Below are 26,066 nucleotides of genomic sequence, written 5' to 3'. Positions count from 1 at the left end.
AAGATCTAACTGCCGCGATACGTTGAATAAGAATACGGACTGATCAGCAGCGGCAGATGGTAATGATCCTGATCACCGTCGATCACCACATCAATGATCGCCGAGTGATACAGCGTCTCACGACCGGTGGCGGTGAAATACGCGCCGATATCCGCACACAACCGGTAATGCCCGGAGGTGACCGGTTCCGGAGTTAATTTTGCGGCGCGGCCATCGGCATCGGTTTGGATTTCACTGATGATCGTGACGTTCTGCCCTTCAATACATTCCAGCCAGACGCGCACATTCGCCGCGGGCTGCCCTAAAGACGTATCGAGAATATGGGTAGTGATGCGGGTCATTATTGAAATATCTCCTTTAAACGCAGCAGGGTAATTTCTTTGAGTTGTTGCGCCGTTTCCTGATCTTCAGCCTCCGGCGAATTCTGTAGCCGCCGTTGCAGATTATCAAGGATCTCCCCTGAACTGCGCCCTTTAGCGCGGATCAGAAACACCCGCCCGAAACGCTGTTCATAACGCAGATTCCCCTCGTGCAGTGCATCAATCACTGCCTGCTGGCTGATATTGAGCGTCGCCTGTTCGCCACGGGAAAGCTGCGCTTCTTTAGTGGCACCGGCGGCGCGTTCACCGATACGCGGGTGCGCCGACAGCGCCTGAGTAATATCTTCCGGTTGCCAGTTTTCGCAGGCCGCTCCGGCGCTGTGCAATACGTCTTGCACAGAAGCATAAGGCCGCGCATCGCTGACGGTTTTCGCCCACGACGGGATATTCACCAGCGGGCGTAACAACGCAACGGCTTCGAATTCGGATAATGCGTTGAATTCTTCAAAGGTCATAAATGTCCCTCAGCAAAGCTCAGCACCGTATTGATATACGCCTGCACCGCGTAAGCCACGTCGCCGGTGGTGACCGATTCATCAGGATGATGGCTGATGCCGTCCTTGCAGCGCACAAACAACATGCCGACCGGCCAGCATTCAGCGATAGCAATCGCGTCGTGCCCTGCGCCGCTTGGCAGCGACATCGCCTGCCCCTGTAAATGCAAAACACTCTGGCTGAGACGATGCTGTAAACCGTCGTTACATTCAGTCGCGCTGATGCCATAAAACTGTTCGGCGGCAAACGTCAGCCCGCGACGTGCAGCAATATCGCGGCCCTTCGCCAGCAGCGTTTCCAGCAGTGCCGATAAATCATCATCACGCGGTCCGCGTACATCCAGCGACAATTTCACCTGTCCCGGAATGACATTCACCGCACCCGGCAGGCATTCCAGCGTGCCCACTGTCGCCACCAGATTGCGGCCGGTGGCGGTGGTGATACTTTCAATGGCCAGCGTCCATTCGGCGGCGGCAGTCAGCGCGTCCTGACGCTGCCCCATCGGCACGGTACCGGCATGACCGGCGTGACCGGTAAATTCACAATTCAGGCGACGCGCGCCGTTAATCGCCGTGACCACGCCGAGCGGCACATCCGCCGTTTGCAGGCACGGCCCCTGCTCGATGTGCAATTCCAGGTAAGCGCAAAAGTCGCTGACCGCACGCTGTGATGCGCCGATTCTCAGCGGATCCAGCCCGACATCACGCATCGCCTGGGCGACCGAAATCCCCTGCGCGTCCTGACGTTCCAGCCAGTCCGCGGGCCAGGTACCGGTCAGTCCACGACTGCCGAGCAGCGTGATGCCAAAACGTGTGCCTTCCTCATCGCAGAACCCGACAATTTCCACCGCCATCGGCAAACGAATGCCGTTCTGATGCAAATGCGCCACCACCTCCAGCGCGGTCAGCACGCCCAGCGGGCCGTCGTAACGCCCGGCATTACGCACGCTGTCGAGATGTGATCCCAGCAAAATGGCCGGTGCTGTCGCATCCAGCCCGTCATAGCGCCCGCAGATATTGCCGACGCTGTCCTGCCAGACACGCATCCCGGCGGCAGTCATCCACTCGCCCACCTGTCGGTTAGCCTGCAAATGTTCCGGCGAGAGATAGACGCGGGTCAGTTGCCCCGGCGTTTCGCTGATGGCGGCGAGTGCGTCGCAACGCGCCATCACCCGTTCAGCGGCAAGCTTTGCGCTTTCTGAAACCGCAGCCAGCGTAAAAGCTTCAGCCATTACTGACCTCCCGCGTAATGATCCCAGGCACCCTGCGCCCCTGCGCCGTATTTCGATGCAAAGCCGAGACGGTTGAGCACCGCTTCAAGCGCCACCAGCGTTTGCAACACGCAGTCTTTACGCGCGTTGTAACCCATGGTGCCGATACGCCAGATTTTCCCGGCCAGCGGACCAAATGAGGTGCCGATTTCAATGCTGAAATCATTAAGCATCATCTGGCGAACCTGTTCGCCGTGGATGCCCGGTGGAATGACTACGCCGAGCACGTTGCTCATGCGGTTATTCAGGTCGCCGAACACTTCCAGCCCCATGCCCTGAATGCCTGCCAGCAATGCGCCGCCGTGTAATTTATGACGGGCGATGCCGGTATCCAGCCCTTCTTCCAGAATGATGCGCGCGCATTCACGCGCCGCAAACAGCATGCTGGTGGCTTCAGTATGGTGGTTAAGACGCTCCGGCCCCCAGTAATCCATGATCATCCCCAGATCGAAATAGTTGGAGTAGATCATCTCGTCGTCGCCGTCGGCATGGTCGGCGGTACGGATACCTTGCTCGACACATTTACGGCGACGGATTTGTTCTTCAAAGCGCGGGCTGATGGTCACTGGCGAGCTGCCTGACGGACCGCCGAGGCATTTTTGCAAACCGGCAGATACGGCGTCTAAACCCCAAGCGTCGGTTTCCAGCGGGTTACCGCCAAAGGACGCCGTGGCATCGGAGTAGAACAGCACACCGTGACGGCGGCAGATTTCACCCAGTTGCTCCAGCGGCTGCAACATGGTGGTGGAGGTATCGCCCTGCACGGTCAGCAACCAGCGCGGTTTAACGGATTTAATCGCATCTTCGATTTGCTGCGGATCAAACACTTCGCCCCACGGCACTTCGAGGGTATGAACTTCCGCACGACAGCGACGGGCAATTTCGCACAGCAGATGACCGAAACGACCAAACACCGGCACCAGCACTTTGTCGCCCGGACGGATACCGGAAAGCAGCACGGCTTCGATACCGGCGCGCGAGGTGCCGTCGATCAGGAACGTCCACTGATTGTCGGTTTTGTACAAGGCGCGGTACAGCGCCATCACTTCGTTCATGTAGCCGGTCATCACCGGATCATATTGCCCGACCAGTTGACTCGCCATCGCCCGCAATACGCGCGGATCGGCATTGATGGGTCCCGGCCCCATCAGCAGACGGGTTGGCGGGTTGATTTGTCCGGGAGAGATGAAATCTGACATAGTTAATCCTTTACGATGTTAGCTTGCGGCAGCCTCAGTAAGGCCGCGTACGGATGCTATAAATTGTTTTAACTCCGGCGTTTGCGGGTTGGCAAACAGCGCCCGGCTTTCGCCCTGTTCCCACACGGTGCCCTGATGCATAAACACCACGCGGTCGCCCACTTCGCGGGCAAAATTCATTTCGTGTGTCACCAGCACCAGCGTCATGCCTTCTTTCGCCAGTTGCTCGAGCACTTTCAATACTTCGCCGACCAGTTCCGGATCCAGCGCCGAGGTGATTTCATCACACAGCAGCACTTTCGGGTTCATGGCCAGCGCACGGGCAATCGCCACGCGTTGCTGCTGGCCGCCGGAAAGATTCGACGGGTAATAATCCATGCGATCCGCCAGACCGACTTTCGCCAGCATCTGCGCGGCCAGTTCACGGCATTCGGCAGCGGACTTTTTCAGCACGCGGCGTGGCGCCAGCATGACGTTTTCCAGCGCGGTCATGTGCGGGAAAAGATTGAAACTCTGGAACACCATGCCCACGGAACGGCTGATGTCACGCGCCTGAGAATCGCGGTCGGTAATGGTCATCCCGCCGAGTTTGATGCTGCCTTCCTGATAGCCTTCCAGCCCGTTCATGCAGCGCAACAGCGTACTTTTGCCTGAACCGCTGCGGCCGATGATCGAAATCACTTCGCCGCTGTCAATATCCAGATCCACGCCTTTCAGTACGTGGTTCTGACCGTAAAATTTCTGAACCTGGTTGATGGTGATCAGTGGCATTACTGTTTCTCTCCACGCAATGATTTTTCTAAATGCTGGCTGTAACGGGACAGCGGATAGCACATCAGGAAGTAGCCCAGCGCCACTAATCCAAACACTTTGAACGGCTCATACGTCACGTTGTTCAGCATCGTTCCGGCTTTGGTCAGTTCGACAAAACCGATAATCGAGGCCAGCGCGGTCCCCTTCACCACCTGCACGGAAAACCCGACGGTCGGCGCGATAGCAATGCGCAGCGCCTGCGGGGTGATCACCCGCCATAACGTCTGGCCGAAATTCAGGCCGAGACAGCGCGACGCTTCCCACTGGCCTTTCGGTAATGCGGCAATACTGCCGCTCCAGATATCCACCAGATAAGCGCTGGTATACAGCGTCAGCGCCAGCGCGGCGGCGGTCCACGGGCTGACATTGATCCCAAACAGGCCAAGCCCGAAGAAGGCCAGGAACAGCTGCATCAGCAGCGGCGTGCCCTGAAACAGTTCGGAATATAAACGCACAAATCGTGTCGGCCAGCGGCGTTTGGTGAGACGCAGTAACAGCAACGGCAACGTCACCAGCGTGCCGCCGATAAAAGCGGTCAGCGACAACAATAACGTCCAGCGCGCCGCCAGCAGGAGATTGCGCACAATGTCCCAGTCGGTGAAGGTCATCATCAGTTTTCACTCCCAAAGACACGGCGTCCGGCCAGCAGCAACAACTGACGCATCGCAACCGACAGCAATAAATAAAACAACGTGGTGACCAGATACACTTCAAAACTGAGGAAGGTGCGCGACTGAATTAAGTTCGCGGCAAACGTCAGTTCTTCATAGGACACCTGCGATACCACGGAAGATCCGAGCATCACGATAATGCACTGGCTGACCAGCGACGGATAAATGCGTTTCAGCGACGGCGGCAGCACGATGCGCAGGAACGTCTGACTGCGGGTTAATCCCAGCACGCGCCCGGCTTCCCACTGACCTTTCGGCGTCACCTGAATACCGGCGCGGATAATCTCCGTGCTGTAGGCGCCGAGGTTAATCAGCATCGCCAGCAGCGCCGCTTCACCGGCAGTCATTTTCAGGCCAATGGCTGGCAGGCCAAAGACAATGAAAAACAGCTGCACCACAAACGGCGTATTACGGATGGCTTCGACATACACGCCCCAGACCGCACGCAGGGTTTTATGGTTGCCGCAGCGGATGGCCGCGCCGCAAATCCCTATTGCGACACCGCCAACCGTTGCCATTACCGTCAGCTCAATGGTGGTCCATAAACCGGCCAGCAGTTCCGGCATATAAGGCCATAGCGCGCTAAAGTTAAGCTGATAGGTCATGAAAGATCTCCGTCAGGCCTCTGATCACGCGCCGATGGACGCTGGCAGCGGTGCCTTCATCCATTTTTCAGACAGCGCATTCAGCGTCTTGTCTTTGATGCCTTCGGCGATCAGTTCATTCACTTTGTCTTTCAGCGCGGGTTCGTCTTTACGCAGACCGACGTAGCATGGTGAATCTTTCAGCATGACTTTCGAAATCGGTGCTTTGGCCGGGTTCATGCGGGCAATCGCGGCGACCACCAGGTTGCCGGTAGCGATGTATTCCACCTGGCCGGAAAGGTATGCAGACAGCGTGGTGTTGTTGTCTTCATACCGCTGAATTTTGGCATCTTTCGGTGCCACGCCGGTCAGTGCCAGATCTTCCACCGCGCCACGGGTCACGCCGATGGTTTTACCGGACAGTTCTTTCAGGTCGGACAGTTTGTCACCCTGGGCACCAAACACGCCGAGGAAGAACGGTGCGTAAGCGTTGCTGAAGTCGATGACTTTTTCGCGCTCAGCGTTTTTACCCAGGCTTGAAATCACCAGATCGACTTTATCCGTTTGCAGATAAGGCACGCGGTTGGCGCTGGTGACCGGCACCAGTTGCAACTTAAGTTTCATCTTATCGGCCAGATAATGCGCCATATCGATGTCATAACCTTCCGGCTGCAAATCCTTGCTCACCGAACCAAACGGCGGGAAATCCTGAGGAACAGCCACACGCAGCACGCCACGTTTCTGAATATCCTGCAACTGATCCGCCATTACGCTGGATGCCTGAAGCACCAGCATTGCCGCACCTGCCCATGCCAACAGCCGTTTGTTCATGTTCATAGATTATCTCCGGTGAAAGGTTTTTGGAACGATAGATTCTTATGTTTATAGCTTTGCAACGAATGTGCCAAAAGCCGTGCAGCAGAAAAATTGTGCACAAAGTCACGGTATGACAAGGAATTAGACAATGAGAGGCGCGATCAGAAGAGGTTTTTTTGCCCTGAATCAGGGCAAAAAGCGTGAACCAATGAAAAATATGATGCACTGAAATTGTGCGCAAGCACCAGAAAAGCGCCCGATTTGTTCTTCAAACGGGAATCAGCGCTGCTCCAGCTCATCCAGATCGTTATACAAATCGCTTATCTGATGAATACGCTGGCGGCCTGAAGCGAGCATATCGTGCAGCAATGCATTGCTGAGCAAATTCGCCAGACTCATGGCAGAAGAATAACTGTCGAACGCCGATACGCTGTCGAGCGGAGCAGCCAGATGCCAGGTTGCCAGCGGGATAAGTGTCTGCGCCTGCGGCTCGCAAATCAACAACACCGGCACGCCAAGTGACTGTAACTGCATCAGAATTGCCTTCGCCATGCGCGGCCTGCGGCGGAAAGCGACGAATATCACCACGTCCTGCGCGGTAAGATCCACCAGTTCTTCCGCCAGCGTTTGCCCCGGCTGCGGCATTATCATCACGCCAGCGCGCACCTGAATCAGTTGCTGACGCAGGTGCAGCGCCACCGGGTAACTGTTACGAAAACCCAGCAAACGTACTTGCCGCGCCTGATTCAGGGCGGCGATCAGCGCACCGAACTGGGTGCCATCAATCTGGTTAATCCACTGCGTCAGGTTGGCCATTTCCTGTTTATAGTGCCGTGATAACAAGGTGTTACCTTGCACTGCGTCGCGGCTGTCGGTCAGCGGCATCCCGCTCTGGCGCAGGGTGCGCATTTCATCGCGCATATCGCGGTAGCTCGGGTAACCGAGGCGTTTGAACAGGCGGCTGACCGTGGCTTTCGATACGCCGCTAAGCCGCGCCAGTTCGGCGCTGTTATAGCTCATCAGGTCGTCAATACTGGCAAAAATAAAGTCGGCCACCCGCTGTTCCTGCGGCGTCAGTTCTGCGTAATGGTCACGCAGACGCTCATCAATCTGTTTCATCTCTGGCCCTTTTGTAACCAATGTTTCAGTAAATCAGCGGAACATACCATGCACTATGCTTGCCAATGCAAGAGAAATTAGCGCTAAAGCTGCAAGGTTTTGCCGATGTGGAACACCTCTTGCTTAACTTTATCCCTACGCGCCCACAACCCTGCAAGCACGGGCAGCATAAAAAAGCGTTTCTAAAAAGGACATCGCATGATTAACAGTAACAGCGCACCGCTGGGCATGGCGGTCACACCTCATCATCTGGCGAGCCAGAGTGCGCTTGCGGTATTGCGTGAAGGCGGCAATGCCATCGAGGCCATGGTGGCTGCGGCCGCGACGATTGCCGTGGTCTATCCGCACATGAACGGGCTGGGGGGCGATGGCTTCTGGCTGATCGTGCCGCCGCAGGGCAATCCGGTGGCGATAGACGCCAGCGGTGCCGCAGGCTCCCTCGCCTCTCTCGATTTCTACGCCGGTGAAACGCACATTCCGCACCGTGGCCCGAAAGCCGCGCTGACGGTAGCGGGCACCGTCGGCGGCTGGCAGGAAGCGCTGAATGTGTCGGCTGAATTTGGCGGCGAGCAAAAACCGCTCTCCCGCCTGCTGCGTGACGCCATCCGTTATGCCGCTGATGGTATTCCGGTGACAGCATCGCAGGAAGCGGCAACCCGCGCCAAGCAACACGAACTGAAAGATTTCCGCAGCTTTGCCGATGTTTTTCTGCCTAACGGCGATGTGCCCCGCGCCGGAAACCGCTTCACTCAGCCGCAACTGGCGCAGACGTTATCGATGCTGTGCGAGGACGGGCTGAACAGTTTCTATCGCGGTGAGCTGGCCGACAATATGGCCGCCGACATGGAAAAGCTCGGCATGCCGGTGACCCGCGCTGATCTCGCGGCTTACAAGCCACAGCGCCGTGTGCCGTTGCGGCTCAAACACAGTAAAGGCGAAATCTACAACCTGACACCCCCGACGCAGGGACTGGTTTCGCTGGCGATCCTCGGCCTGACTGACCGTTTGCCGCTGGAAACCATGGACGAAAGTGCCACCATTCACAGCGTGGTGGAAGCCACCAAACTGGCGTTCGGTCTGCGCGATCGCTTTATCACCGATCCGCGCATGATGACGCAGGATGCACAGGAACTGCTGGATCCACAGTATCTCGATGCTCTTGCGACCCGCATCAAACCACACAGCGCCGCCGACTGGGGTAAAGGTAAAGGGCCGGGCGATACCGTCTGGATGGGCGTGATGGACAGCAGCGGGCTGGCGGTTTCTTTTATCCAGAGCATTTATCACGAGTTCGGCAGTGGCGTGGTGCTGCCGGGCAGCGGCGTGTTGTGGCAAAACCGCGGCGCGTCCTTCAGCCTTGATGCCGGTCATTTACTGGCGCTGGCACCGGGCAAGCAACCGTTCCATACCCTCAACCCTGCCGCCGCACGCTTATACGACGGGCGCACCATGGTTTACGGCTCAATGGGGGGTGACGGCCAGCCGCAAACGCAGGCCGCCGTGTTTATCCGCCATGTAGTACAGGGGCAATCTTTGCAACAGGCGATCAGCGGCCCGCGCTGGCTGCTTGGCCGTACCTGGGGCGAGAGTTCGGATTCACTGAAACTGGAAGGCCGTTTTGCCTATCCGACGCTGGCCGGGCTGAGGCAGCGTGGTCACGACGTCGAACTGTTGCCGGATTTCAGTGAAGCCGTCGGTCACGCCGGTGCCATCGTTCGTCACACCAACGGCATGTTTGAAGGTGCCTCCGACCCGCGCAGCAACGGCAGCGCCGCCGGTTTTTGATCAGGGTTTGCATAACAGAATGGATAAGGAAGCAGAATGAAAAATACCTCCGCAGCGACCGACTGGGCCGCCTATATCCGCCAGATGGAATCCGTTCTGGCGCTGGAACTCGACGACGCACGCCGTCAGGAATTGCTGGTGCAGTTCAGCCGCATTGCCCAAATGGCACAACCGCTGATGGATTTACCGCTGGATCCGCGTCTGGAAATTGCCGGGGTGTACCGCGCATGAAATCGTTTGATAGCTTTACCGTCAGCCAGTTACATCAGGCGATTGCGCAGGGCGAAATCTCGGCCACAGAAATCGCCACCTCCACGCTCGACGCCGTTGAACAGGCCAATCCGGTCATCAACGCCTGGACGCAAATCACCGGCGATCGCATGCTGAGTGAAGCAGCGAAAGTGGATAAAAGCCGCGCCAGCGGTGCCGTACTTCCGCCGCTGGCGGGCATTCCTTATGCGGTGAAAAACCTGCTGGACGTGGCCGGTGAAGTGACGCTGGCCGGTGCCAGCCTCAACAGCAGCAACGCCGCTGCACGCCATGACGCCTGGACGGTTTCACGCCTGGCTTCTCAGGGCGCGATGCTTTCCGGCATGCTGAATATGGATGCTTACGCCTACGGTTTCACCACAGAAAACAGCCATTACGGTGCCACCCGTAACCCGCGGGATCTGGCGCGGGTAGCCGGAGGCTCTTCCGGTGGTTCGGCCGCCGCCGTGGCTGCCGGGCTGGTGCATTTCACCCTCGGCAGTGATACCAACGGCTCGATCCGTGTGCCGTCCTCATTAAGTGGTATTCTCGGCCTGAAACCGACCTTCGGGCGGATTTCACGTCGCGGCAGCCAGCCGTTTGTCGCCAGCCTCGATCACATCGGCCCGATGGCACGTTGCAGCGAAGATTTGTCGCAGGTCTATGACGCCATACAGGGCACGGATCCGCAGGATCACTTTCAGGCTGACAAACCTGTCACAGAAACATTTTCCCAGCTTAAGCGCGGGCAACAGGGCCTGCGCAGCGCCGTACTGGGCGGATACTTTTCTCTCTGGTGTGACGACCACGCCAAAGCAGCCGTACACCGGATAGCGCAGGCACTGGAAGCCCAGGAAGAAATTGAAATGCCACAGGCCGGGCTGGCACGATCCGCCGCGTTTATCATCAGCGCGTCGGAAGGCGGCAATCAGTACCTGCCAAAACTGCGCAGCATTCCGGAACAGTTTGAGCCACTTTCACGTGAGCGTCTGCTCGCTGGCGCAATGATCCCGGCGGCATGGTATGTTCAGGCGCAGCGTTTCCGTCAGCAATTTCAGCAGCAAATCTTGCCCTTGTTCGATCATTGGGACATTCTGATCGCCCCTGCCACGCCGTGTCCGGCAACGTTGCTTGGTCAGGAAACCATTCGCATCAACGGTCAGGATCTGCCGACACGCGCCAACATGGGCATGCTCACGCAGCCAATTTCGTTCCTCGGCTTGCCGGTGGTGACGGTGCCGGTCACCACGTCGACCGGCCTGCCGATAGGATTACAATTGATTGCGCCACCGTGGCGCGAAGATCTCTGCCTGCGTGCCGCCTGGGCACTTGAGCAGCAGGGAATAGTGAATGTCAGCAGTTCTCCGGTGATGCCCGCGTAACAACCCGCATCCCCGTTTTCCCAGGGTGAAGTGAAAAGAGTAAAGAGAGTCACTATGAAAACTGAACATATCGACCGCCCGGCGATCCTCGCCGAAATGAATGCGGCGTTTTATCGCTATGAACAGGCGCTGATCACCAACGATACGGCCGTACTCGACGAACTGTTCTGGCACGACCCGCGTACCGTGCGCTACGGCGCGGGAGAAAATCTTTACGGCATTGACGCCATCCGCGCATTCCGCACAGCGCGATCGTCACAAGGGTTAGACCGGGAACTGGTCAACACGACTATCACCACGTTTGGCGATGACATGGCTGTCGCCAGCACAGAATTCCGCCGGGAAGGCAGCGACAAGATTGGTCGTCAGCAGCAAACGTGGGTGAAGATGGCGAGTGGATGGAAGATTGTGGCGGCGCATGTGAGTCTGATGGTTTGACCGAACCAATGGGCGGTTCAGCTTTGGAAAGCTGAGGAAACTGTTCTTTTCCAGGAATGGACGGTGACAATTTCGGTTCCCACCGAGGGGAAATCTGAACGGTGATAATTTCGGTTTCTCAATAACAGCGATCACTTATCGCGCTGCGCCGAAACCGCCCAAAAGGGGAAAGTGCTTTTCCCCTTTTGGATTTCCCCTCGCTGTTACAACACGCGCTTCGCTCGCTGGCTATGTTCCAGTTACCACCATGACAGGCTGGAAATCTTGCCGCTCTGCGGTTCCTTCTCTCGGTCTTCGAGCCATAGGTCTCGAAGCCGCTCCGTTCAGCAAGATTTCTGAATCGCCCGTGGGCTTTTTAAAAAAATATAGTGAGGTTGTGAAGTTGAAGCCTGAGGCCGGTTCCAAAATCGCGCCGGAGGAGAGGTGTAAAACCGCGCGTCTTTTTGCGCGGGTTGTAACCCGAACGGAGGGCACCGCGGAGCGGCGGGATTTTGCGGCTATCGCTATGGCTTATGAAACATAGCCAACGAGCAGAGCGCGCAGTGAAAGAGCCTGGGATTCTTAAGGGGTGCGGCGATAGGCGCCCCTTAAGGCCAGTTTGGGCGGCGAGCCCAAGGTTTTGAATTTGAATTTGAATTTCGAGATTAAACACCGAAATGTTTAACCCAATGTTCCGCAATTTCCTGCCGCTTACACACCCACACGCGATCATGCGATTCGACGTAATCGAGAAACCGCTGTAAAGCGCGAAATCTCCCCGGGCGTCCCAGGATCCGACAATGCATCCCAATCGACATCATTTTCGGTGAGGTTTCGCCTTCGGCGTACAACACGTCAAATGTGTCTTTCAGGTAGGTATAAAACTGTTCGCCGGTGTTGAAACCCTGCGGAGAGGCAAACCGCATGTCGTTGGTTTCCAGCGTGTAAGGGATGACCAGATGCTGCCTGGTTTCGCCATTTTCCAGTTTTACCGGCGTCCAGAACGGCAGGTCATCGCCATAATAATCGCTGTCATACTGCAACCCGCCCGATTCCACCACCAGCTGACGGGTGTTCGGGCTGTCGCGTCCGGTATACCAGCCGGACGGCGCTTTGCCGAACAGGTCACGCAGCACGGTGATGGCTTTTTGCATGTGCTCCGCCTCTTCGGTTTTGCTCATGTCCTGATAATGGATCCAGCGCCAGCCGTGGCTGACAACATCGTAATCCGCTGCTTTGATCGCACTGACGATTTCCGGATTGCGAGCCAGTGCCATCGCCACGCCGAAAACGGTCAGCGGTAAGCCGCGTTTCTGAAACTCATTGTGGATGCGCCAGAAACCAGCACGCGAACCGTATTCGTACAGCGAATCCATCGACATGTGGCGGTCGGGGAAACTGGCGGCACCGATAATGTCCGATAAAAATTGTTCAGAACCGGCATCACCATGCAGAACGTTATTCTCTGCGCCCTCTTCATAATTGAGGACAAACTGTACCGCAATGCGCGCGTTGCCCGGCCAGTTAGCGTGGGGCGGGCGTCCGGCGTAACCGATTAAGTCGCGCGGGTAAGCATCAGTAAAACCGTATTCAGTATCAGACATAGTGTTCTCTCAGATTCAGCCCGGCAAAACGGCCAGACAAGGGTTTTTCCAGCGGATAATCCAGATCACCGTGTTTACTGGTCGTCAGGCGAAGAGCTGCCAGTGACTCGACCATTTTGACTGCCGCGCTGACGCCGTCGATCACCGGTATACGCAGCTCGCGCGTCAGTTCCTGCGCCAGATCGGCCATTCCGCCACAACCGAGCACGATCGCCCCGCTGCCGTCAGATTTTTTCGCCGCGATACACTGCTCGCGCACTTTTTCCTGCGCCAGCCCGCTGCCGTCTTCCAGTGATAACACCGGCAGATCGATGGCGTGCAAGGCCGCGCAATGGCGTTCGAACCCGTACTGATGCAGTAAATGCCGGGCGATCGTCAGTGTACGCGGCAAGGTCGTCACGATAGAAAATCGCGTCGCCAGCATCGTCGCCAGATGCATTGCCGCTTCCGCAATACCGATAACCGGCGCATGCGCCAGCTCGCGGGCAGCCAGTAATCCGGGGTCACCGAAACAGGCAATAATATGGCCGTCGACACCGGCATCGCGTCCGGCTTTTATCTGCTGCAACACGCCCAACGCGGCAATCGCTTCATCGAAGTGGCCTTCAATTGACGGCGCGCCTTCTTCAGGGCAAACGGCCAGAATTTGTGTATCCATCCCCGCAACCGAGCGGGCAGTTTGCGCCATCACTTCGGTCATCGCCTGGCTGGTGTTCGGATTGATCAGTTGTATACAAAGTGATTTGACCATCAGCCTGGCTCCTTACCTGCAACCGGCTTCTGAACCGCAAATATCTGCGCAAAATCGGGGGTCTGCCCGTTATGTTGCTCAAAACGCAGACTGGCGACGATGGTGTCGAAATGATGCGCCATGCTTGCCGTCAGCCCGGCGACGTCACGCTTTTTCAGCAACTCAATAAGGTCGTCATGATCATGGCAACGGCAGCCCTGTTGCCACGGTGCGCCCCAGGCAGCAATCGCCAGCGAGGAACGCAGGGTCAGTTGCGAGACAGATTCAGTCAGCACTTTATTGCCGGAAATAGCCTGAAGCTGAACATGGAAGGCGGCGGAAAGGCGGATCGCAGCGGCACCGTCACGTTCATCGTGCGCACGCTTTTCTTCCTGCACCAGTTTTTTCAGCGCCACCAGATGTGGCGACTGGCAATGCGCAATCACCAGCGGCAGGTTGGCGCACTCCAGGATTTTACGGGTTGCGAAGACATCGCGCGATTCTTCAGCGTCCGGCGTGGTGACATGCGCACCACGCTTGGGCAATAACGTCACCAGTTGCACTGCGGCAAGGCGCTGCAGGACGCGGCGAATCCCCGTGCGGCTGACTGAAAACACCTCAGCCAGCGCTTCTTCCGGCAATTTACTGCCCGGCAAAAGCTGGTGTTCCACAATAGATTTCACCAGCGCGTTATAAATATGGTCGTCCTTATCCTCGGTAAAATAGGCCGTATTAAGCCCGTTCCAACTGGTCATTGCCGTTACTCCGTATACCGTTCGAGAATTTAATCGTATACATGAAAGTTAATTTTTGTATACAAAAAATGAAATTTGGCCTGATTCATGCAGTGCTCCTGTGACTGCTTTTTAACTTTTGGCAGCCGGCATCCGGCTTCCGACTTTCACATGTTGTTTATGACAGGAGCACGATTTATGCCAAATCAGGAAATCACCTCCGCCACGGCGTCATCAGAACAGAGCGCCGGGATCATCAAACCTTATTACAGCCCGAAGCTGTGTAACGATGATTTAGCGCCCACCCGTGACCAAAACTGGAGCTGGTACAACATATTTTCTTTCTGGATGTCCGATGTGCACAGTATGGGCGGCTATGTGGTGGCCGCGAGCTTCTTTACGCTCGGCCTGACCAGCTGGCAGGTTCTGCTGTGTTTGTTGTGCGGGATTTGTATCGTGCAGATTTGTGCCAACCTGGTGGCGAAACCGAGCCAGCAGGCCGGTGTGCCTTACGCGGTCATTTGCCGTCAGGCATTTGGCGTATTCGGGGCGAATATACCGGCAGTGATCCGCGGGCTGATCGCTTTCGCCTGGTACGGCATTCAGACCTATCTGGCGGCTAATGCGTTAATGCTGGTGCTGCTCAAATTCTTCCCATCGCTGACACCTATGACCCTTCCGCACTGGCTGGGATTGTCGGCGCTGGGATGGGTGTGTTTCGGCATTATGTGGGTGTTGCAGGCGATGGTGTTCTGGCACGGGATGAGCGCGATTAAGCGTTTTATCGATGTGGCGGGTCCGGCGGTATATGTCGTTATGCTGATGCTGGCGGGCTGGATTTTGTATAAAACCGGGCTGAGCAATATCTCCTTTACGTTATCCACCAAAGCCCTGACGGTCGGCCAGCAAGGCTGGGAAATGCTGACCGCCACGGCGCTGGTGGTGTCTTACTTCTCCGGTCCGCTGCTGAACTTCGGCGACTTCTCACGTTACGGGAAAAGCATGGGCGAAATCCGTCGTGGTAACCGCTGGGGCCTGCCGTTTAACTTCCTGCTGTTCTCGATTGTGACCGTAGTGATCGTTTCAGGGACACAATCACTGTTCGGGCAGATGATCACCGATCCTATCGAAACCGTCAGCCGTGTGGGTAACAGCGTGGCTGTGGCGCTCGGCCTGCTGACCATGATCATCGCGACCATCGGTATCAATATCGTGGCGAACTTCGTGTCTCCTGCGTTCGACTTCTCTAACTGTTCTCCGCAGAAAATCAGTTTCCGTACCGGCGGGATGATCGCCGCAGTCGGTTCTGTTCTGCTGACACCGTGGAACCTGTTCCAGTCACCGGAAATTATCCACTATACGCTGGACGTGCTGGGATCCTTTATCGGGCCACTGTTCGGGATTTTACTGGCGGATTATTACCTGATTAAACGCGGTCATATGGATGTGGATGCGCTGTTTAACGCCACGCCTTCCGGCCGTTACTGGTACCGCAACGGGTTCAACCCGAAAGCGATTGCCGCGCTGGTGCCGGCGGTGGTGATTGGTCTGGTGATAAGCTTTACGCCGAGCCTGCATCAGGTAGCGAACTTCAGCTGGTTTATTGGTGCCTTCCTGGCTGGCGGTTTCTATCGTTACATCGCCCGTCATGATCGTGCGACCAGCGGCGCAATTGGCTATATGAAAACCGAAGCGGAATAACAGGAAGGAAATAGCCAGGACGGCTGAAACGACGAAGCCCTGAGTGATTTCTCACTCAGGGCTTCTGAATAGTGGCGGAACGGACGGGGCTCGAACCCGCGACCCCCTGCGTGACAGGCAGGTATTCTAACCAACTGAACTACCGCTCCGCGTTGTGTTCTGGTTAAGAACGGAGCGGATATTAAGGAATGGCCGCCGTTACGTCAATGCTTTTCCTGATATTTTCAATCAACCGCACAGTTTTTCCGCAGGCTGGACAATTTCAATCCAAAAGTCAGAAAAACGGCTTACGAACGCCACAAACAGCTACCGCCCTTTTTCACCACTAAATCTAAACGCTCTTCATGCCACGCCAGTTCCTGATCAGTGGCGGCGATGACTTTTAACCCGGAGGCTGGCCGCGCAACACGCTGGATCCCCAAGCCGTCAGCGCCAGTATTTTGCTCGCCTTCGTGGGTGAATTTAATGCTGGTCTGGCCGCCGGTCATCATCAGATAGACTTCGGCAAGAATCTCGGAGTCAAGCAACGCGCCATGGAGCGTACGCTTGCTGTTGTCGATCAGGTAGCGATCGCTCAGGGCATCGAGGTTATTACGCTTGCCCGGGAACAGCTTGCGCGCCATGGCCAGGCTGTCGGTAATTTTGCAGAACGTCTCGGTTTTCGGCAGATTACGGCCGAGCATGTCGAACTCGTAATCCATAAAGCCGATGTCGAACGTCGCGTTATGAATGACTAATTCGCCGCCGCGAATGTATTCAATGAAGTCGTCGGCCACGTCGGCAAACGTCGGTTTATCAGCGAGGAATTCGTCGCTGATACCGTGAACGCCAAAGGCTTCCGGATCCACCAGACGATCGGGTTTGAGATAAACATGGAAATTGCGCCCTGTCAGGCGGCGGTTAACCACTTCAACAGCACCGATTTCGATAATCCGGTGCCCTTCATAATGGACGCCGAGTTTATTCATACCGGTGGTTTCAGTATCGAGAACGACGATCCTGTTAGAGGTGTTTTGTAAATCCATGGCTTTTTATCCAACGCTGACAGTCAATTACAGAAACGATCTGCCCGGCGCGAGACAGGGTGACGCGCCGGGCACTTTTTCTTACGCAGGGATTTGCTGTGTAATGCAGTGGATGTTACCACCACCCAGCAAAATTTCACGGGCAGGAATACCCGTGATTTTGTACTCAGGATACATTTCACCCAGCAACTTCTCAGCCTGCTTATCCGTTTTAGCGTCGAGCAGCGGGAAGATAATGTGGTTGTTGCTGATCAGGTAATTGACGTAAGACGCCGCCAGACGGTTACCTTCCACACGCTCAATGGCTGTGCCCGGCAACACCCCGATCGTTTCTTCCGCGGTGGCATGCATAACCGGAGGTGAGGGCATTTTCCAGATTTTCAGGCTGCGCCCTTTGGCATCTTTCGCCGCTTCCAGCACTTTCAACGCTGCCGCCGAACGCGCGTACTGCGGGTCCTGCTGATCGTCAGTCCAGTGCAATGCAACTTCTCCCGGACGCACGAAGCAGCACATGTTATCAATGTGACCGTCTGTTTCATCGTTAAATACGCCGTCTTCCAGCCAGATGAATTGCTTAACACCGAGGAGTTCCCGCAATTTCGCCTCAATCTCTGCCTTCGACAAATCAGGATTGCGGTTAGGATTGAGCAAACATTCAGCTGTGGTCAGCAAAGTGCCTTCACCATCAACATGAATGGAGCCACCTTCCAGTACCAGATCCGTTGAAACATAAGGAATGTGATGATAGTTCGCCACCTGACGCGCCACCCGCTGATCACGCTCCCAGCTTGAGTAAAGGCCACCGTGCAAGCCGCCCCATGCGTTGAATGTCCAGTCAATTGCCAGACGTTCACCTTGCGGATTGACCACAATGGTCGGGCCGGTATCACGCATCCACGCATCATCGCTTTCCATTTCCACCAGCGTAATTTGTGCTGGCATCACTTCGCGTGCATTTGCCATTTCTGCTGCCGGAACCGCCATAAATACCGGCGTTTTGGTCGCAATCGCTGCCGCTACGTTAGCAAAAGCCAACTGGGCCGGACGCCCGTTAGAGCGCCAGTTATCGGTGCGATAAGGCCAGATCATCCAGACAGCCTGCTGCGCAGCCCATTCAGCGGGCATCGCAAAACCTTCAGCCTGAGGATTGATATCAATAGAAGACATCAGTTATTTCCTTGTTGAACCGTCGGACGTCGCGATTGCGCCATACATTTCAGGACGGCGGTCGCGGAACAGACCCCAGGATGCACGCTGTGCAGCGATAGCATCCAGATCAAAGGTATGAACCAGCACGGCTTCTTCCGTTTTGTTGGCCTGCTCAACCAGCGCACCGGTCTGATCAGCAATGAAGGAAGAACCGTAGAAGGTCATTTCATAATCAGGAATGAATTTGCTTTTTTCAGTACCAATGCGGTTTGAGGCGATCACCGGCACCAGATTTGCCGCAGCGTGGCCCTGCTGAACACGGGTCCAGTGTGGCTGGCTGTCAATTTCCGGATAGGCCGGTTCGGAACCAATCGCTGTCGGATAGAAGATAATTTCCGCGCCCTGTAATGCCAGACAGCGGGCAGTTTCCGGGAACCACTGATCCCAGCAGATACCCACGCCGATTTTCGCGTAACGGGTATTCCACACTTTGAAGCCGGTATCACCAGGAATGAAGAATTGTTTTTCCTGATAGGCCGGGCCGTTCGGAATGTGAGTTTTGCGATAGACATCCAGCACACTGCCGTCAGCATCAATCATGACCAGCGAGTTATAATAGGCGTTATTGCACTTCTCAAAGAAGCTCAGAGGAAGCACCACTTCCAGTTCTTTCGCCAGCGCAGAGAAATGGCGGATAAGCGCGCTGTTGTCCAGCTCCTGTGCCAGGCTGTAATGCTCAGGGCTCTGATCAATACAGAAGTAAGGTGCAGCAAAAAGTTCCTGAATCAGAATAACTTGCGCGCCTTTGGCATGTGCCTGGCGAACCAGCTTTTCGGCGTTAACAATATTATTTTCCAGATCCCAGCTGCAGCTCATTTGTGTTGCAGAAACCGTTACATTTCTCATCAGACATCCTTAAAGCATTGAAAAATTGGCAGTGAAAAAACCATGAAAGGCTCAACTCGCTCAGAGTTTTGAACTGGCACTCTGCATTTTCCTATTATATTGCAAAAGACAGCGCTCTCCAGCCAAAAGAGTGATGAATGCCCGGGCAACCTGTTACATCCCCCCGCTTTCAGACAGTTACACCTCAAGATATTGCTGTGCCCGGCACGGCGGTTTATGTCAGACTTGGTTTTTACATTTGATGAAAGAGCCTGCCAGATATGACCAAACAGGTAGAAATTTTCACCGACGGCTCCTGCCTGGGTAATCCCGGCCCCGGCGGTTTCGGCGCGATTTTACGCTATAAGCAACACGAAAAAGAGTTCAGCGCGGGTTTTCGTCTGACCACCAATAACCGCATGGAAATGATGGCGGCGATTGTGGCGCTTGAAGCTCTGAGCACACCATGCGAAGTGACGCTGAGCACCGACAGCCAGTATGTTCGTCAGGGGATCACATTGTGGATCCACAACTGGAAAAAACGTGGCTGGAAAACTGCCGATAAAAAACCGGTGAAAAACGTCGATTTGTGGAAGCGTCTTGATGCCGCGATCCAGACGCATGAACTGAACTGGATGTGGGTGAAAGGCCATGCCGGACACCCTGAAAATGAACGCTGTGATGTGCTGGCGAAAGAAGCCGCAGGGAATCCGACGCTGGACGATTTAGGCTATCAGGCGGAGAATTAATTCCGCAGGCCCCACAGCCCATCCCAACCTTCCCCTTGTGAAAGGGGAAGGTGCAAGACTTCAGTCCCGATGCTCCTTCCGGTAACTCTTCGTTGCGCCCACCGCCTGCGGTATTTTCTGTTTCTGCGCAAGAACTTTTTTCGCGGTTGGCGTCAGCGGGAAAGTCCGTTTACGGGCAATAATCAGCGTCATGCACCCCAGCGCGGGAAGGTGCGTACTCAGCAATTTTCCGCCATTCTTTTTCCACGGCAGCACGTGAAAACGCCGGTGCACCATCACTTCATAATTAAGCAACGACAGCCAGTCGAGCAGACGCATTTGGGTAAACAAGCGGCTGCTGTACGGCTGACGTTTGCGAAAAAGCGGCATCAGTTTGCCAATGCCCAGCAGGCTGAGCGGATTAAAGCTACTGAGCACCATCCAGCCATCATCAATCAGCACGCGGTCCACTTCGCGCAGAATGCGGTGCGGGTCATCCGCGTAGGCCAGCGTATGGCTGAGCAGGCAGGCATCCACTGATTTTGCTGCGAAAGGTAAATGGTACGGATCACCCCGAACATGCAGCCCCTCGCCTTCCTGGGCAAAGTTTACCTGATGCGAGATCGGGCATGCCCGGGCGTCGATTTCGGCACTTAATGCGCCGATTTTCAGCAGGTGGAAACCGTAAAGTTTCCCCCACCAGGGTTGCAGTTGTTGCTCAAGCGCGGCACGGTAGTAGCCGCCGCACGGGATCTCATCCCAGGAAGCCGGAGCAACAATGGTCTTGCGGATGCGGGCTGGTCGCATAGTTTATTATCTTCTTTCAAGCAGTTGCCAAAGAGAGGTTGCCATGAATCTTATCAGTATTCCGGCGTTGCAGGACAATTACATTTGGATGCTCGATGACCAGCAGGGGCATTGCCTGATCGTCGATCCCGGCGAAGCAGCGCCAGTTTTGGCCGCGTTGAAAAAGGCCAATTTAACCCCGACAGCCATCCTTCTGACACATCATCATCACGATCATGTGGGGGGCGTTGATGAGATTTCGAGCCATTTTCCGGGTCTAAAAGTATACGGACCTCACGAAACTGAGAATAAATTTAGTCAGACTAGTCTTAAAAATGGTGAAAAAAGGGTAATTGGCGGTCTGGAATGGCAGATCTTTGCTACGCCCGGTCATACGCTTGGTCATATTTCATACTATAGCGCGCCTTATCTTTTCTGTGGAGACACGATGTTTTCCGCCGGATGTGGTCGTTTGTTCGAAGGGACGCCGGAGCAAATGTACCAGTCGTTTCAACGGTTAGCGGCGTTGCCTGACGAAACATTAGTCTGCGCAGCACATGAGTACACTCTTTCAAATCTTAAGTTTGCGCGCTCTATTTTACCGGAGGATGATGATATTCTTTCTCATGAGCACAAAGTGCAACAAATGCGTGAAAAGGGACAATCTTCCCTGCCTTCAACCCTCGGTCTTGAGCGTAAAATCAACCTCTTTTTACGATGCGATGACGTTGATTTACAAAACAAATTAAACCTTAACGATCCCTTAAAGCCTGACTGGCAGGTTTTTGCCTATTTAAGGGCACTCAAGGATAGCTACTAGACCCAAAGGTTGTGTTTTTTTCCGAAGCAAAGTATTATCGCTCGTCTTTTAAGCAACTATGACACACACATGAAGGCAAACGCGATCCTAATAATCGCCTCCATGTTGCTCACAGGTTGCCAGGCGTCCAGGCAGGGCGTGAAGGTACCGGAACAACATGCACAGAGTTTGTCTTCAGCAAGTCAAAGTGAAGAAGCAGGACAGTTCACAGGTGATGGCCGAGCGGCCTCTGGGGGATGGTTGGATGGAAACGACACCGTCTCCCAACAAAATCTGTGGAACTTCATAGGCGACGAGCTGAAGATGAAGGTTCCGGATAATCCCCGGATCCGCGAGCAAAGAGTTAAATATTTAAAAAATAAGAGCTATCTCCACGATGTAACATTACGGGCAGAGCCGTACATGTACTGGATCACCGAGCAGATTAAGAAACGTAATATGCCGATGGAACTGGTACTGCTACCCATAGTGGAGAGCGCTTTTGACCCCAAAGCAACCTCATCAGCTAACGCTGCAGGGTTGTGGCAAATTGTGCCGCAGACGGGTCGAAACTATGGTTTGAAACAAAACCAGTGGTATGACGGACGCCGCGATGTTGTGGCTTCGACAACTGCTGCGCTTGATATGATGCAACGTCTGAACAAGATGTTTGGTGGCGACTGGTTACTGACCGTTGCTGCGTATAACAGCGGTGAAGGCCGTGTCATGCAAGCGGTGAAAGCGAACAAAGCCAGAGGCCGTTCCACGGATTTCTGGGCACTGGCGCTGCCACGTGAAACATCGATTTATGTGCCGAAAATGTTAGCCCTTAGCGACATTCTCAAGCACAGCAAGAAATACGGTATCAATCTGCCGAAACCGAGTGAAGACCGTGCTCTTGCGCGTGTTGAAGTCGGACAGCAGATGCAACTGACCCAGGCGGCTGAGATGGCGGGCATGTCCCTGACCAAGCTTAAGTCGTTTAACACTGGCTACAAGAAAAATGTAACCGCGCCGAATGGCCCGCATTACATTGTTCTGCCGAAGGCGCATGCCGACCAGTTAAAAGATTCACTGGCTGATGGCGATATTGCCGCAGTACAGGAAACCAAACTGGCCAGCAACACTCCGTCAGGTGCAAAACAGTACAAGGTTCGCTCCGGCGACAGCTTGTCTGGCATTGCAGCCCGGCTGAATGTGAAGACCCGTGATTTACAGCGTTGGAACAATTTGCGCTCAGCAGGCGCGTTAAAAGTTGGGCAAACACTGCAGGTGGCGGATAACAGCGTCAGCAATACCAGTGCCAATGGCGGCAGTATCACTTATCAGGTACGTAAAGGTGATTCATTGTCGAGCATTGCTAAGCGTCACGGCGTCAACATCAAGGATGTGATGCGCTGGAACACCAATGCCGACAACCTGCAACCGGGCAACAAGTTAACGTTGTTCGTCAGCAACAAGATGAGTCCTGATACCTGATTCGAAAGGTACCGGTAATAAAAAAGCACCTTGAATATTCCGGGTGCTTTTTTTATGTCTGCGTTTTTTAGCGGACGAATTAAGCGTTATTGCGTCAGCGGTTTTCCCGCCATAAATTCTACCCGCAACGGGTTATGGTCAGAGGCTCGTGTTTCCATCACCGATGCGCTGGTGACGCTGAGATCCCGGTAGAAAATGAAGTCCAGCGGTCTGCCGAACGCCCGCTTGCGGTAATCAGAAGGAAAACGGACTTCCTCCAGATGGATATTTCCCGCAAAGCCAAACAAGGCATTGATACGCTGTTTGCTCCACGCATTAAAATCCCCGGCCATGATCACCGGCCCTTTGTGATTAGCAATCTGCTCACCAATCGGATCCAACTGCTTGCTGTAAACGTCGATGCCAATGCTGAAATTGACCGCATGAATGTTCACCACCATCAATAAACGACCATCTACAAGCGGATACACCGTAACTAAAGCCGATTTAGACAGCCTCAGAAGCGGCTCACGCTCACGCAGCGGGCAACAATAAACCGGATGTGCCGCAGAGAGTGTCATCACGCCAGAGGGGTGCTGAGGCAGCATAAAGGCAGGCACCTGATCGGCGGCCAGATAATTTGAGGTCGCGTAACGGATCAGTTCAGGGGTTGTCTGGGCTTCCTGAAGCAAGACCAGTTGCGCATCTTTGCCATAATCACGCAGAACTGACAACCAGTCAGCCCGCTGTTGTTTGAAGATATTCCACACCATCACGCGCAAAATATTCGAATTGGGCAGTGCAGCACCCGGCGGCAAATCTGGTCCTAAATGTGCGAGGACTCCCGGAAAGATTTGCTCTGCGGGCTGACCTGCGACATACCTCATTGCATATGTTTTTTTCCGCACGCTAATCGCCTGTTTACCCGTTATATCGTTGCTATATGAGAGAGATTCTCACAGCGAAAGCTCAGTATACGCCCGCAAGCGCTCAGGCCAAATCTGTTTACATTGGTATACAACCTGGTCACATCTATAGGCTAGCATAAAAATAAAAACGGCCCGCCAGAGGCGAGCCGTGCAGACGCAGAATGACAGGATAATCAGGCCAGCGCCGCTTTGGGTTTTCGGTCCAGATGGCCGCTCAGGCAGATAAGCAGCAGCGCACCCGCGACGATAACCGCTCCAATCCATGGCGTTTGCGCCAGGCCAAGGGTGGAAACCACCTGCCCGCCAATCACTGACCCCAGGGCAATACCGACGTTAAAGGCCGCAATGTTCAGGCCGGAAGCAACATCGACCGCATTTGGCGTCACCTCTTCGGCTTTCTGCACCACATAAACCTGTAATCCCGGTACGTTACCGAAAGCAAAGATGCCCATCACCAACAGCGTGATTAACGCCGGAATACCGAAACCTGAAGTGAACTGGAAAATCAGGAGCAGCACAGCGAGTGCGGCAAAAATAATCGTCAGCGCTTTGACTGCGCCATGACGGTCAGCCAGTTTGCCGCCCCAGATATTCCCGATGGCCACCGACACGCCATACGCCAGCAGGATCCAGCTCACCATGCTGGCTGAGAAACCGGCTTGTTCCTGCATCATCGGAGCAAGGAACGTAAAGGTAGTGAATACGCCACCGTAACCCAGCGCGGTAATGGCGTAAATGAGTAACAGTCGCGGATTCATCAGCACTTTTACCTGATCTACAATGCGTGACGCAGGTTTGTTTTTGATGTTATTGGGCACCAGAATAGCGCTGGCAATAATCGCCACGACACCAATAACTGACACGGCGAGGAAGGTTTCGCGCCAGCCAAAATGCTGACCTATAAATGTCCCGAGCGGCACACCGGTCACCAGCGCGACGGTCAGACCGCCAAACATCAGCGCAATCGCAGAAGCCGCTTTTTCTTTCGCCACCAGACTGGTGGCGATCGTCGAGCCAATAGAGAAGAAAACGCCATGCGCCAGACCGGTCAGCAGACGCGCCATCACCAGCGTGCTGTAATTCGGTGACTGCCACGCCAGCAGATTACCCAGCGTGAACAACACCATCAAACCAATCAGCAGCGCTTTGCGCGGTACGCGGCTGGTCAGCGCCGTCAGAACCGGCGCGCCAATCGCCACACCGAGGGCGTATATAGACACCAGCAAACCGGCTGACGGGACCGAAACCCCCAGTTGCTGCGCGATAGTCGGCACCAGCCCGACGATGACAAACTCTGTTGTTCCTATAGCAAACGCACTGATGGTCAGTGCTAATAGTGCAAGCGGCATAACCTTTACTCCACATGAATATCGATTTGATGGCGACGATTATCAGCTTGTGCTTAAATGACTTAAATAACCAAAGTATCAATTTATTTATGCCGGAGTAACAACAATGCGAGCCAGTTCCGAAGAGTTGATTACGTTTGTGACTGTGGTGGAAAGTGGCAGTTTCAGCCGTGCCGCTGAACAACTGGGTCAGGATAATTCAGTGGTCAGCCGGACATTAAAACGTCTGGAACAAAAGCTGGGGATCACCCTGCTCAACCGCACCACGCGTCAGATCAGCCTGACGCACGAAGGCGAGCGCTATTTCGTCCGGGTACAAAAAATCCTGCATGAGATGGCGGCTGCAGAAGATGATTTGCTGGAGAACCGCGACGATCCGCAGGGGCTGTTGCGAATCGATGCCGCAACCCCGGTCATTTTGCATGTCATTTCACCGCTGGTGGCCGAATTTACTGAACGTTTCCCGAAGATGTCGCTCGCACTATTCTCCTCCGAGAGCAATATCAATCTGATCGACCATAAAGTGGATGTGGCGATCCGCGTCGGTGAGCTGGAAGATTCCAGCCTGCGGGCGCGCAAACTGATGCTGAGCTATCGCAGCGTGCTGGCTTCGCCGGATTACCTGAAAAAATGGGGAACGCCGCAAAGCGCCGATGATTTACTGAAACACCGTTGTCTGGGCTTTAACGAAGTGGTTGCGCTGAATAAATGGCCGCTGCTGTGCGCTGACGGTCAGCAACTGACGGTCACACCATTTATCAGTTCAGGAAGCGGTGAAACACTGCGCAGGCTGTGTTTGCAGGGCAATGGTATTGCCTGTCTGTCGGATTTTATGACTGATGAAGATGTGGCGCGGGGTGATTTGGTAAAACTGCTGGTGCCGGACATTATGCGCATCGCCATGCCGTTGCACGCGGTGTATTACAGCGATCAGACCGTCAGCACACGTATCCGGTGTTTTATTGATTTTCTCAGTGAGAAGCTTGGGGCTGGAAGAGCTTAAATGCCT

General features: G+C 54.9%; 27 protein-coding genes and 1 tRNA gene. 9 read left to right on the top strand and 19 right to left on the bottom strand.

All coding sequences use genetic code 11. The annotated features are described in order from the left end of the window. Positions 1-5 precede the first annotated feature (5 nt). The 9 genes from uraH to GW591_RS00200 form a co-directional block, all read right to left on the bottom strand. Entirely contained in the window at positions 6-341 is a 336-nt protein-coding gene (gene uraH, locus GW591_RS00240; RefSeq protein ID WP_112197222.1) for a hydroxyisourate hydrolase, read from the bottom strand. Continuing rightward, the gene (gene uraD, locus GW591_RS00235; RefSeq protein ID WP_166859922.1) at positions 341-835 is read right to left on the bottom strand and encodes a 2-oxo-4-hydroxy-4-carboxy-5-ureidoimidazoline decarboxylase; all 495 of its coding nucleotides are present in this window, start codon (positions 833-835) and stop codon (positions 341-343) included. Before uraD ends, uraH begins: the two co-directional genes overlap by 1 nt. Next, on the bottom strand, positions 832-2,106 hold the full coding sequence (gene hpxK, locus GW591_RS00230; protein WP_112197224.1) for an allantoate amidohydrolase: 1,275 nt from the start codon (positions 2,104-2,106) through the stop codon (positions 832-834). Before hpxK ends, uraD begins: the two co-directional genes overlap by 4 nt. Further along, positions 2,106-3,344, bottom strand: a complete 1,239-nt coding sequence (locus GW591_RS00225; protein WP_126124646.1) for a pyridoxal-phosphate-dependent aminotransferase family protein — start codon at positions 3,342-3,344, stop codon at positions 2,106-2,108. The genes hpxK and GW591_RS00225 overlap by 1 nt, the downstream gene beginning before the upstream one ends. An 18-nt stretch (positions 3,345-3,362) precedes the next feature. Next, on the bottom strand, positions 3,363-4,115 hold the full coding sequence (locus GW591_RS00220; RefSeq protein ID WP_037036540.1) for an amino acid ABC transporter ATP-binding protein: 753 nt from the start codon (positions 4,113-4,115) through the stop codon (positions 3,363-3,365). After that, positions 4,115-4,765: an amino acid ABC transporter permease gene (locus tag GW591_RS00215; protein WP_191996181.1), complete on the bottom strand. Its 651-nt coding sequence runs from the start codon at positions 4,763-4,765 to the stop codon at positions 4,115-4,117. The genes GW591_RS00220 and GW591_RS00215 overlap by 1 nt, the downstream gene beginning before the upstream one ends. A gap of 2 nt (positions 4,766-4,767) precedes the next feature. Next, positions 4,768-5,433, bottom strand: a complete 666-nt coding sequence (locus GW591_RS00210; protein WP_013574264.1) for an amino acid ABC transporter permease — start codon at positions 5,431-5,433, stop codon at positions 4,768-4,770. A gap of 24 nt (positions 5,434-5,457) precedes the next feature. After that, positions 5,458-6,249, bottom strand: coding sequence for a transporter substrate-binding domain-containing protein (locus tag GW591_RS00205; protein WP_166859921.1), 792 nt, complete (start codon positions 6,247-6,249; stop codon positions 5,458-5,460). A gap of 258 nt (positions 6,250-6,507) precedes the next feature. Beyond that, positions 6,508-7,347, bottom strand: coding sequence for a MurR/RpiR family transcriptional regulator (locus GW591_RS00200; protein WP_037036543.1), 840 nt, complete (start codon positions 7,345-7,347; stop codon positions 6,508-6,510). Positions 7,348-7,545: 198 nt separating this feature from the next. Here GW591_RS00200 and GW591_RS00195 point away from each other — a divergent pair, with 198 nt between their 5' ends. From GW591_RS00195 to hpxZ, 4 genes are read left to right on the top strand one after another with little or no spacing between them, the layout of a single operon-like run. Continuing rightward, positions 7,546-9,132 carry a gamma-glutamyltransferase family protein gene (locus tag GW591_RS00195; RefSeq protein ID WP_112151327.1) on the top strand — a complete coding sequence of 529 codons (1,587 nt, stop codon included), beginning with the start codon at positions 7,546-7,548 and terminating at the stop codon, positions 9,130-9,132. A gap of 36 nt (positions 9,133-9,168) precedes the next feature. Then, complete coding sequence (gene hpxX / locus GW591_RS00190; RefSeq protein ID WP_013574260.1) at positions 9,169-9,363, top strand: oxalurate catabolism protein HpxX; 195 nt, start codon at positions 9,169-9,171, stop codon at positions 9,361-9,363. Continuing rightward, complete coding sequence (locus tag GW591_RS00185) at positions 9,360-10,763, top strand: AtzE family amidohydrolase (RefSeq protein WP_126124645.1); 1,404 nt, start codon at positions 9,360-9,362, stop codon at positions 10,761-10,763. Before hpxX ends, GW591_RS00185 begins: the two co-directional genes overlap by 4 nt. Before the next feature lie 54 nt (positions 10,764-10,817). Then, complete coding sequence (gene hpxZ / locus GW591_RS00180; RefSeq protein ID WP_013574258.1) at positions 10,818-11,201, top strand: oxalurate catabolism protein HpxZ; 384 nt, start codon at positions 10,818-10,820, stop codon at positions 11,199-11,201. 644 nt (positions 11,202-11,845) lie between these two features. Here hpxZ and puuE read toward each other — a convergent pair. Genes puuE through GW591_RS00165 form a run of 3 tightly spaced genes read right to left on the bottom strand, consistent with a single transcriptional unit; the run spans position 11,846 to position 14,269 of the window. Continuing rightward, positions 11,846-12,784 (bottom strand): allantoinase PuuE, encoded by a 939-nt coding sequence (gene puuE / locus GW591_RS00175; protein ID WP_013574257.1) that lies wholly within the window; start codon positions 12,782-12,784, stop codon positions 11,846-11,848. Then, positions 12,777-13,535: an aspartate/glutamate racemase family protein gene (locus GW591_RS00170; RefSeq protein WP_112197226.1), complete on the bottom strand. Its 759-nt coding sequence runs from the start codon at positions 13,533-13,535 to the stop codon at positions 12,777-12,779. The genes puuE and GW591_RS00170 overlap by 8 nt, the downstream gene beginning before the upstream one ends. After that, positions 13,535-14,269 carry a GntR family transcriptional regulator gene (locus tag GW591_RS00165; protein WP_013574255.1) on the bottom strand — a complete coding sequence of 245 codons (735 nt, stop codon included), beginning with the start codon at positions 14,267-14,269 and terminating at the stop codon, positions 13,535-13,537. Before GW591_RS00165 ends, GW591_RS00170 begins: the two co-directional genes overlap by 1 nt. 177 nt (positions 14,270-14,446) lie before the next feature. On the opposite strand from GW591_RS00165, the gene GW591_RS00160 reads away from it, so the two are divergent. Continuing rightward, positions 14,447-15,949: an NCS1 family nucleobase:cation symporter-1 gene (locus tag GW591_RS00160; protein ID WP_121019611.1), complete on the top strand. Its 1,503-nt coding sequence runs from the start codon at positions 14,447-14,449 to the stop codon at positions 15,947-15,949. 72 nt (positions 15,950-16,021) lie between these two features. On the opposite strand, the gene GW591_RS00155 is transcribed toward GW591_RS00160, so the two are convergent. From GW591_RS00155 to aguB, 4 genes are all read right to left on the bottom strand, one after another. Further along, positions 16,022-16,098: transfer RNA gene (locus tag GW591_RS00155), tRNA-Asp, on the bottom strand. Positions 16,099-16,236: 138 nt separating this feature from the next. Further along, on the bottom strand, positions 16,237-16,974 hold the full coding sequence (dnaQ, locus tag GW591_RS00150) for a DNA polymerase III subunit epsilon (RefSeq protein WP_013574253.1): 738 nt from the start codon (positions 16,972-16,974) through the stop codon (positions 16,237-16,239). An 81-nt stretch (positions 16,975-17,055) separates the two neighbouring features. Continuing rightward, a complete protein-coding gene (aguA, locus tag GW591_RS00145; RefSeq protein ID WP_013574252.1) occupies positions 17,056-18,141 on the bottom strand; it encodes an agmatine deiminase in 1,086 nt (361 codons plus the stop codon). Positions 18,142-18,144: 3 nt separating this feature from the next. Further along, positions 18,145-19,029 carry an N-carbamoylputrescine amidase gene (gene aguB, locus GW591_RS00140; RefSeq protein WP_013574251.1) on the bottom strand — a complete coding sequence of 295 codons (885 nt, stop codon included), beginning with the start codon at positions 19,027-19,029 and terminating at the stop codon, positions 18,145-18,147. Positions 19,030-19,289: 260 nt separating this feature from the next. Here aguB and rnhA point away from each other — a divergent pair, with 260 nt between their 5' ends. After that, the gene (gene rnhA / locus GW591_RS00135) at positions 19,290-19,757 is read left to right on the top strand and encodes a ribonuclease HI (protein WP_013574250.1); all 468 of its coding nucleotides are present in this window, start codon (positions 19,290-19,292) and stop codon (positions 19,755-19,757) included. A 60-nt stretch (positions 19,758-19,817) separates the two neighbouring features. On the opposite strand, the gene GW591_RS00130 is transcribed toward rnhA, so the two are convergent. Further along, a complete protein-coding gene (locus tag GW591_RS00130; protein WP_013574249.1) occupies positions 19,818-20,543 on the bottom strand; it encodes a class I SAM-dependent methyltransferase in 726 nt (241 codons plus the stop codon). A gap of 43 nt (positions 20,544-20,586) precedes the next feature. On the opposite strand from GW591_RS00130, the gene gloB reads away from it, so the two are divergent. Then, entirely contained in the window at positions 20,587-21,342 is a 756-nt protein-coding gene (gloB, locus tag GW591_RS00125) for a hydroxyacylglutathione hydrolase (RefSeq protein WP_013574248.1), read from the top strand. 69 nt (positions 21,343-21,411) lie between these two features. Then, positions 21,412-22,800, top strand: coding sequence for a murein transglycosylase D (gene mltD / locus GW591_RS00120; RefSeq protein ID WP_037036550.1), 1,389 nt, complete (start codon positions 21,412-21,414; stop codon positions 22,798-22,800). 86 nt (positions 22,801-22,886) lie between these two features. On the opposite strand, the gene GW591_RS00115 is transcribed toward mltD, so the two are convergent. Then, positions 22,887-23,687 carry an endonuclease/exonuclease/phosphatase family protein gene (locus GW591_RS00115; RefSeq protein WP_013574246.1) on the bottom strand — a complete coding sequence of 267 codons (801 nt, stop codon included), beginning with the start codon at positions 23,685-23,687 and terminating at the stop codon, positions 22,887-22,889. Positions 23,688-23,881: 194 nt separating this feature from the next. Then, the gene (locus GW591_RS00110; protein WP_037036552.1) at positions 23,882-25,057 is read right to left on the bottom strand and encodes an MFS transporter; all 1,176 of its coding nucleotides are present in this window, start codon (positions 25,055-25,057) and stop codon (positions 23,882-23,884) included. 106 nt (positions 25,058-25,163) lie between these two features. Between GW591_RS00110 and yafC the strand changes: the two genes are divergently transcribed. Continuing rightward, complete coding sequence (gene yafC, locus GW591_RS00105; RefSeq protein WP_013574244.1) at positions 25,164-26,060, top strand: DNA-binding transcriptional regulator YafC; 897 nt, start codon at positions 25,164-25,166, stop codon at positions 26,058-26,060. Positions 26,061-26,066: the final 6 nt, after the last annotated feature.

Source organism: Rahnella aceris, assembly GCF_011684115.1.
GTDB classification, from domain to species: Bacteria; Pseudomonadota; Gammaproteobacteria; order Enterobacterales; family Enterobacteriaceae; genus Rahnella; species Rahnella aceris.
Note: the sequence above shows the minus strand (reverse complement) of the source record. Positions and strands in the feature narration are given on the sequence as shown.

What these genes read in the sequence shown, in the direction of transcription:
- uraH (WP_112197222.1), bottom strand. Translation starts at nt 341, where the DNA reads ATGACCCGCATCACTACCCATATTCTCGATACGTCTTTAGGGCAGCCC.
- uraD (WP_166859922.1), bottom strand. Translation starts at nt 835, where the DNA reads ATGACCTTTGAAGAATTCAACGCATTATCCGAATTCGAAGCCGTTGCG.
- hpxK (WP_112197224.1), bottom strand. Translation starts at nt 2,106, where the DNA reads ATGGCTGAAGCTTTTACGCTGGCTGCGGTTTCAGAAAGCGCAAAGCTT.
- GW591_RS00225 (WP_126124646.1), bottom strand. Translation starts at nt 3,344, where the DNA reads ATGTCAGATTTCATCTCTCCCGGACAAATCAACCCGCCAACCCGTCTG.
- GW591_RS00220 (WP_037036540.1), bottom strand. Translation starts at nt 4,115, where the DNA reads ATGCCACTGATCACCATCAACCAGGTTCAGAAATTTTACGGTCAGAAC.
- GW591_RS00215 (WP_191996181.1), bottom strand. Translation starts at nt 4,765, where the DNA reads ATGACCTTCACCGACTGGGACATTGTGCGCAATCTCCTGCTGGCGGCG.
- GW591_RS00210 (WP_013574264.1), bottom strand. Translation starts at nt 5,433, where the DNA reads ATGACCTATCAGCTTAACTTTAGCGCGCTATGGCCTTATATGCCGGAA.
- GW591_RS00205 (WP_166859921.1), bottom strand. Translation starts at nt 6,249, where the DNA reads ATGAACATGAACAAACGGCTGTTGGCATGGGCAGGTGCGGCAATGCTG.
- GW591_RS00200 (WP_037036543.1), bottom strand. Translation starts at nt 7,347, where the DNA reads ATGAAACAGATTGATGAGCGTCTGCGTGACCATTACGCAGAACTGACG.
- GW591_RS00195 (WP_112151327.1), top strand. Translation starts at nt 7,546, where the DNA reads ATGATTAACAGTAACAGCGCACCGCTGGGCATGGCGGTCACACCTCAT.
- hpxX (WP_013574260.1), top strand. Translation starts at nt 9,169, where the DNA reads ATGAAAAATACCTCCGCAGCGACCGACTGGGCCGCCTATATCCGCCAG.
- GW591_RS00185 (WP_126124645.1), top strand. Translation starts at nt 9,360, where the DNA reads ATGAAATCGTTTGATAGCTTTACCGTCAGCCAGTTACATCAGGCGATT.
- hpxZ (WP_013574258.1), top strand. Translation starts at nt 10,818, where the DNA reads ATGAAAACTGAACATATCGACCGCCCGGCGATCCTCGCCGAAATGAAT.
- puuE (WP_013574257.1), bottom strand. Translation starts at nt 12,784, where the DNA reads ATGTCTGATACTGAATACGGTTTTACTGATGCTTACCCGCGCGACTTA.
- GW591_RS00170 (WP_112197226.1), bottom strand. Translation starts at nt 13,535, where the DNA reads ATGGTCAAATCACTTTGTATACAACTGATCAATCCGAACACCAGCCAG.
- GW591_RS00165 (WP_013574255.1), bottom strand. Translation starts at nt 14,269, where the DNA reads ATGACCAGTTGGAACGGGCTTAATACGGCCTATTTTACCGAGGATAAG.
- GW591_RS00160 (WP_121019611.1), top strand. Translation starts at nt 14,447, where the DNA reads ATGCCAAATCAGGAAATCACCTCCGCCACGGCGTCATCAGAACAGAGC.
- dnaQ (WP_013574253.1), bottom strand. Translation starts at nt 16,974, where the DNA reads ATGGATTTACAAAACACCTCTAACAGGATCGTCGTTCTCGATACTGAA.
- aguA (WP_013574252.1), bottom strand. Translation starts at nt 18,141, where the DNA reads ATGTCTTCTATTGATATCAATCCTCAGGCTGAAGGTTTTGCGATGCCC.
- aguB (WP_013574251.1), bottom strand. Translation starts at nt 19,029, where the DNA reads ATGAGAAATGTAACGGTTTCTGCAACACAAATGAGCTGCAGCTGGGAT.
- rnhA (WP_013574250.1), top strand. Translation starts at nt 19,290, where the DNA reads ATGACCAAACAGGTAGAAATTTTCACCGACGGCTCCTGCCTGGGTAAT.
- GW591_RS00130 (WP_013574249.1), bottom strand. Translation starts at nt 20,543, where the DNA reads ATGCGACCAGCCCGCATCCGCAAGACCATTGTTGCTCCGGCTTCCTGG.
- gloB (WP_013574248.1), top strand. Translation starts at nt 20,587, where the DNA reads ATGAATCTTATCAGTATTCCGGCGTTGCAGGACAATTACATTTGGATG.
- mltD (WP_037036550.1), top strand. Translation starts at nt 21,412, where the DNA reads ATGAAGGCAAACGCGATCCTAATAATCGCCTCCATGTTGCTCACAGGT.
- GW591_RS00110 (WP_037036552.1), bottom strand. Translation starts at nt 25,057, where the DNA reads ATGCCGCTTGCACTATTAGCACTGACCATCAGTGCGTTTGCTATAGGA.
- yafC (WP_013574244.1), top strand. Translation starts at nt 25,164, where the DNA reads ATGCGAGCCAGTTCCGAAGAGTTGATTACGTTTGTGACTGTGGTGGAA.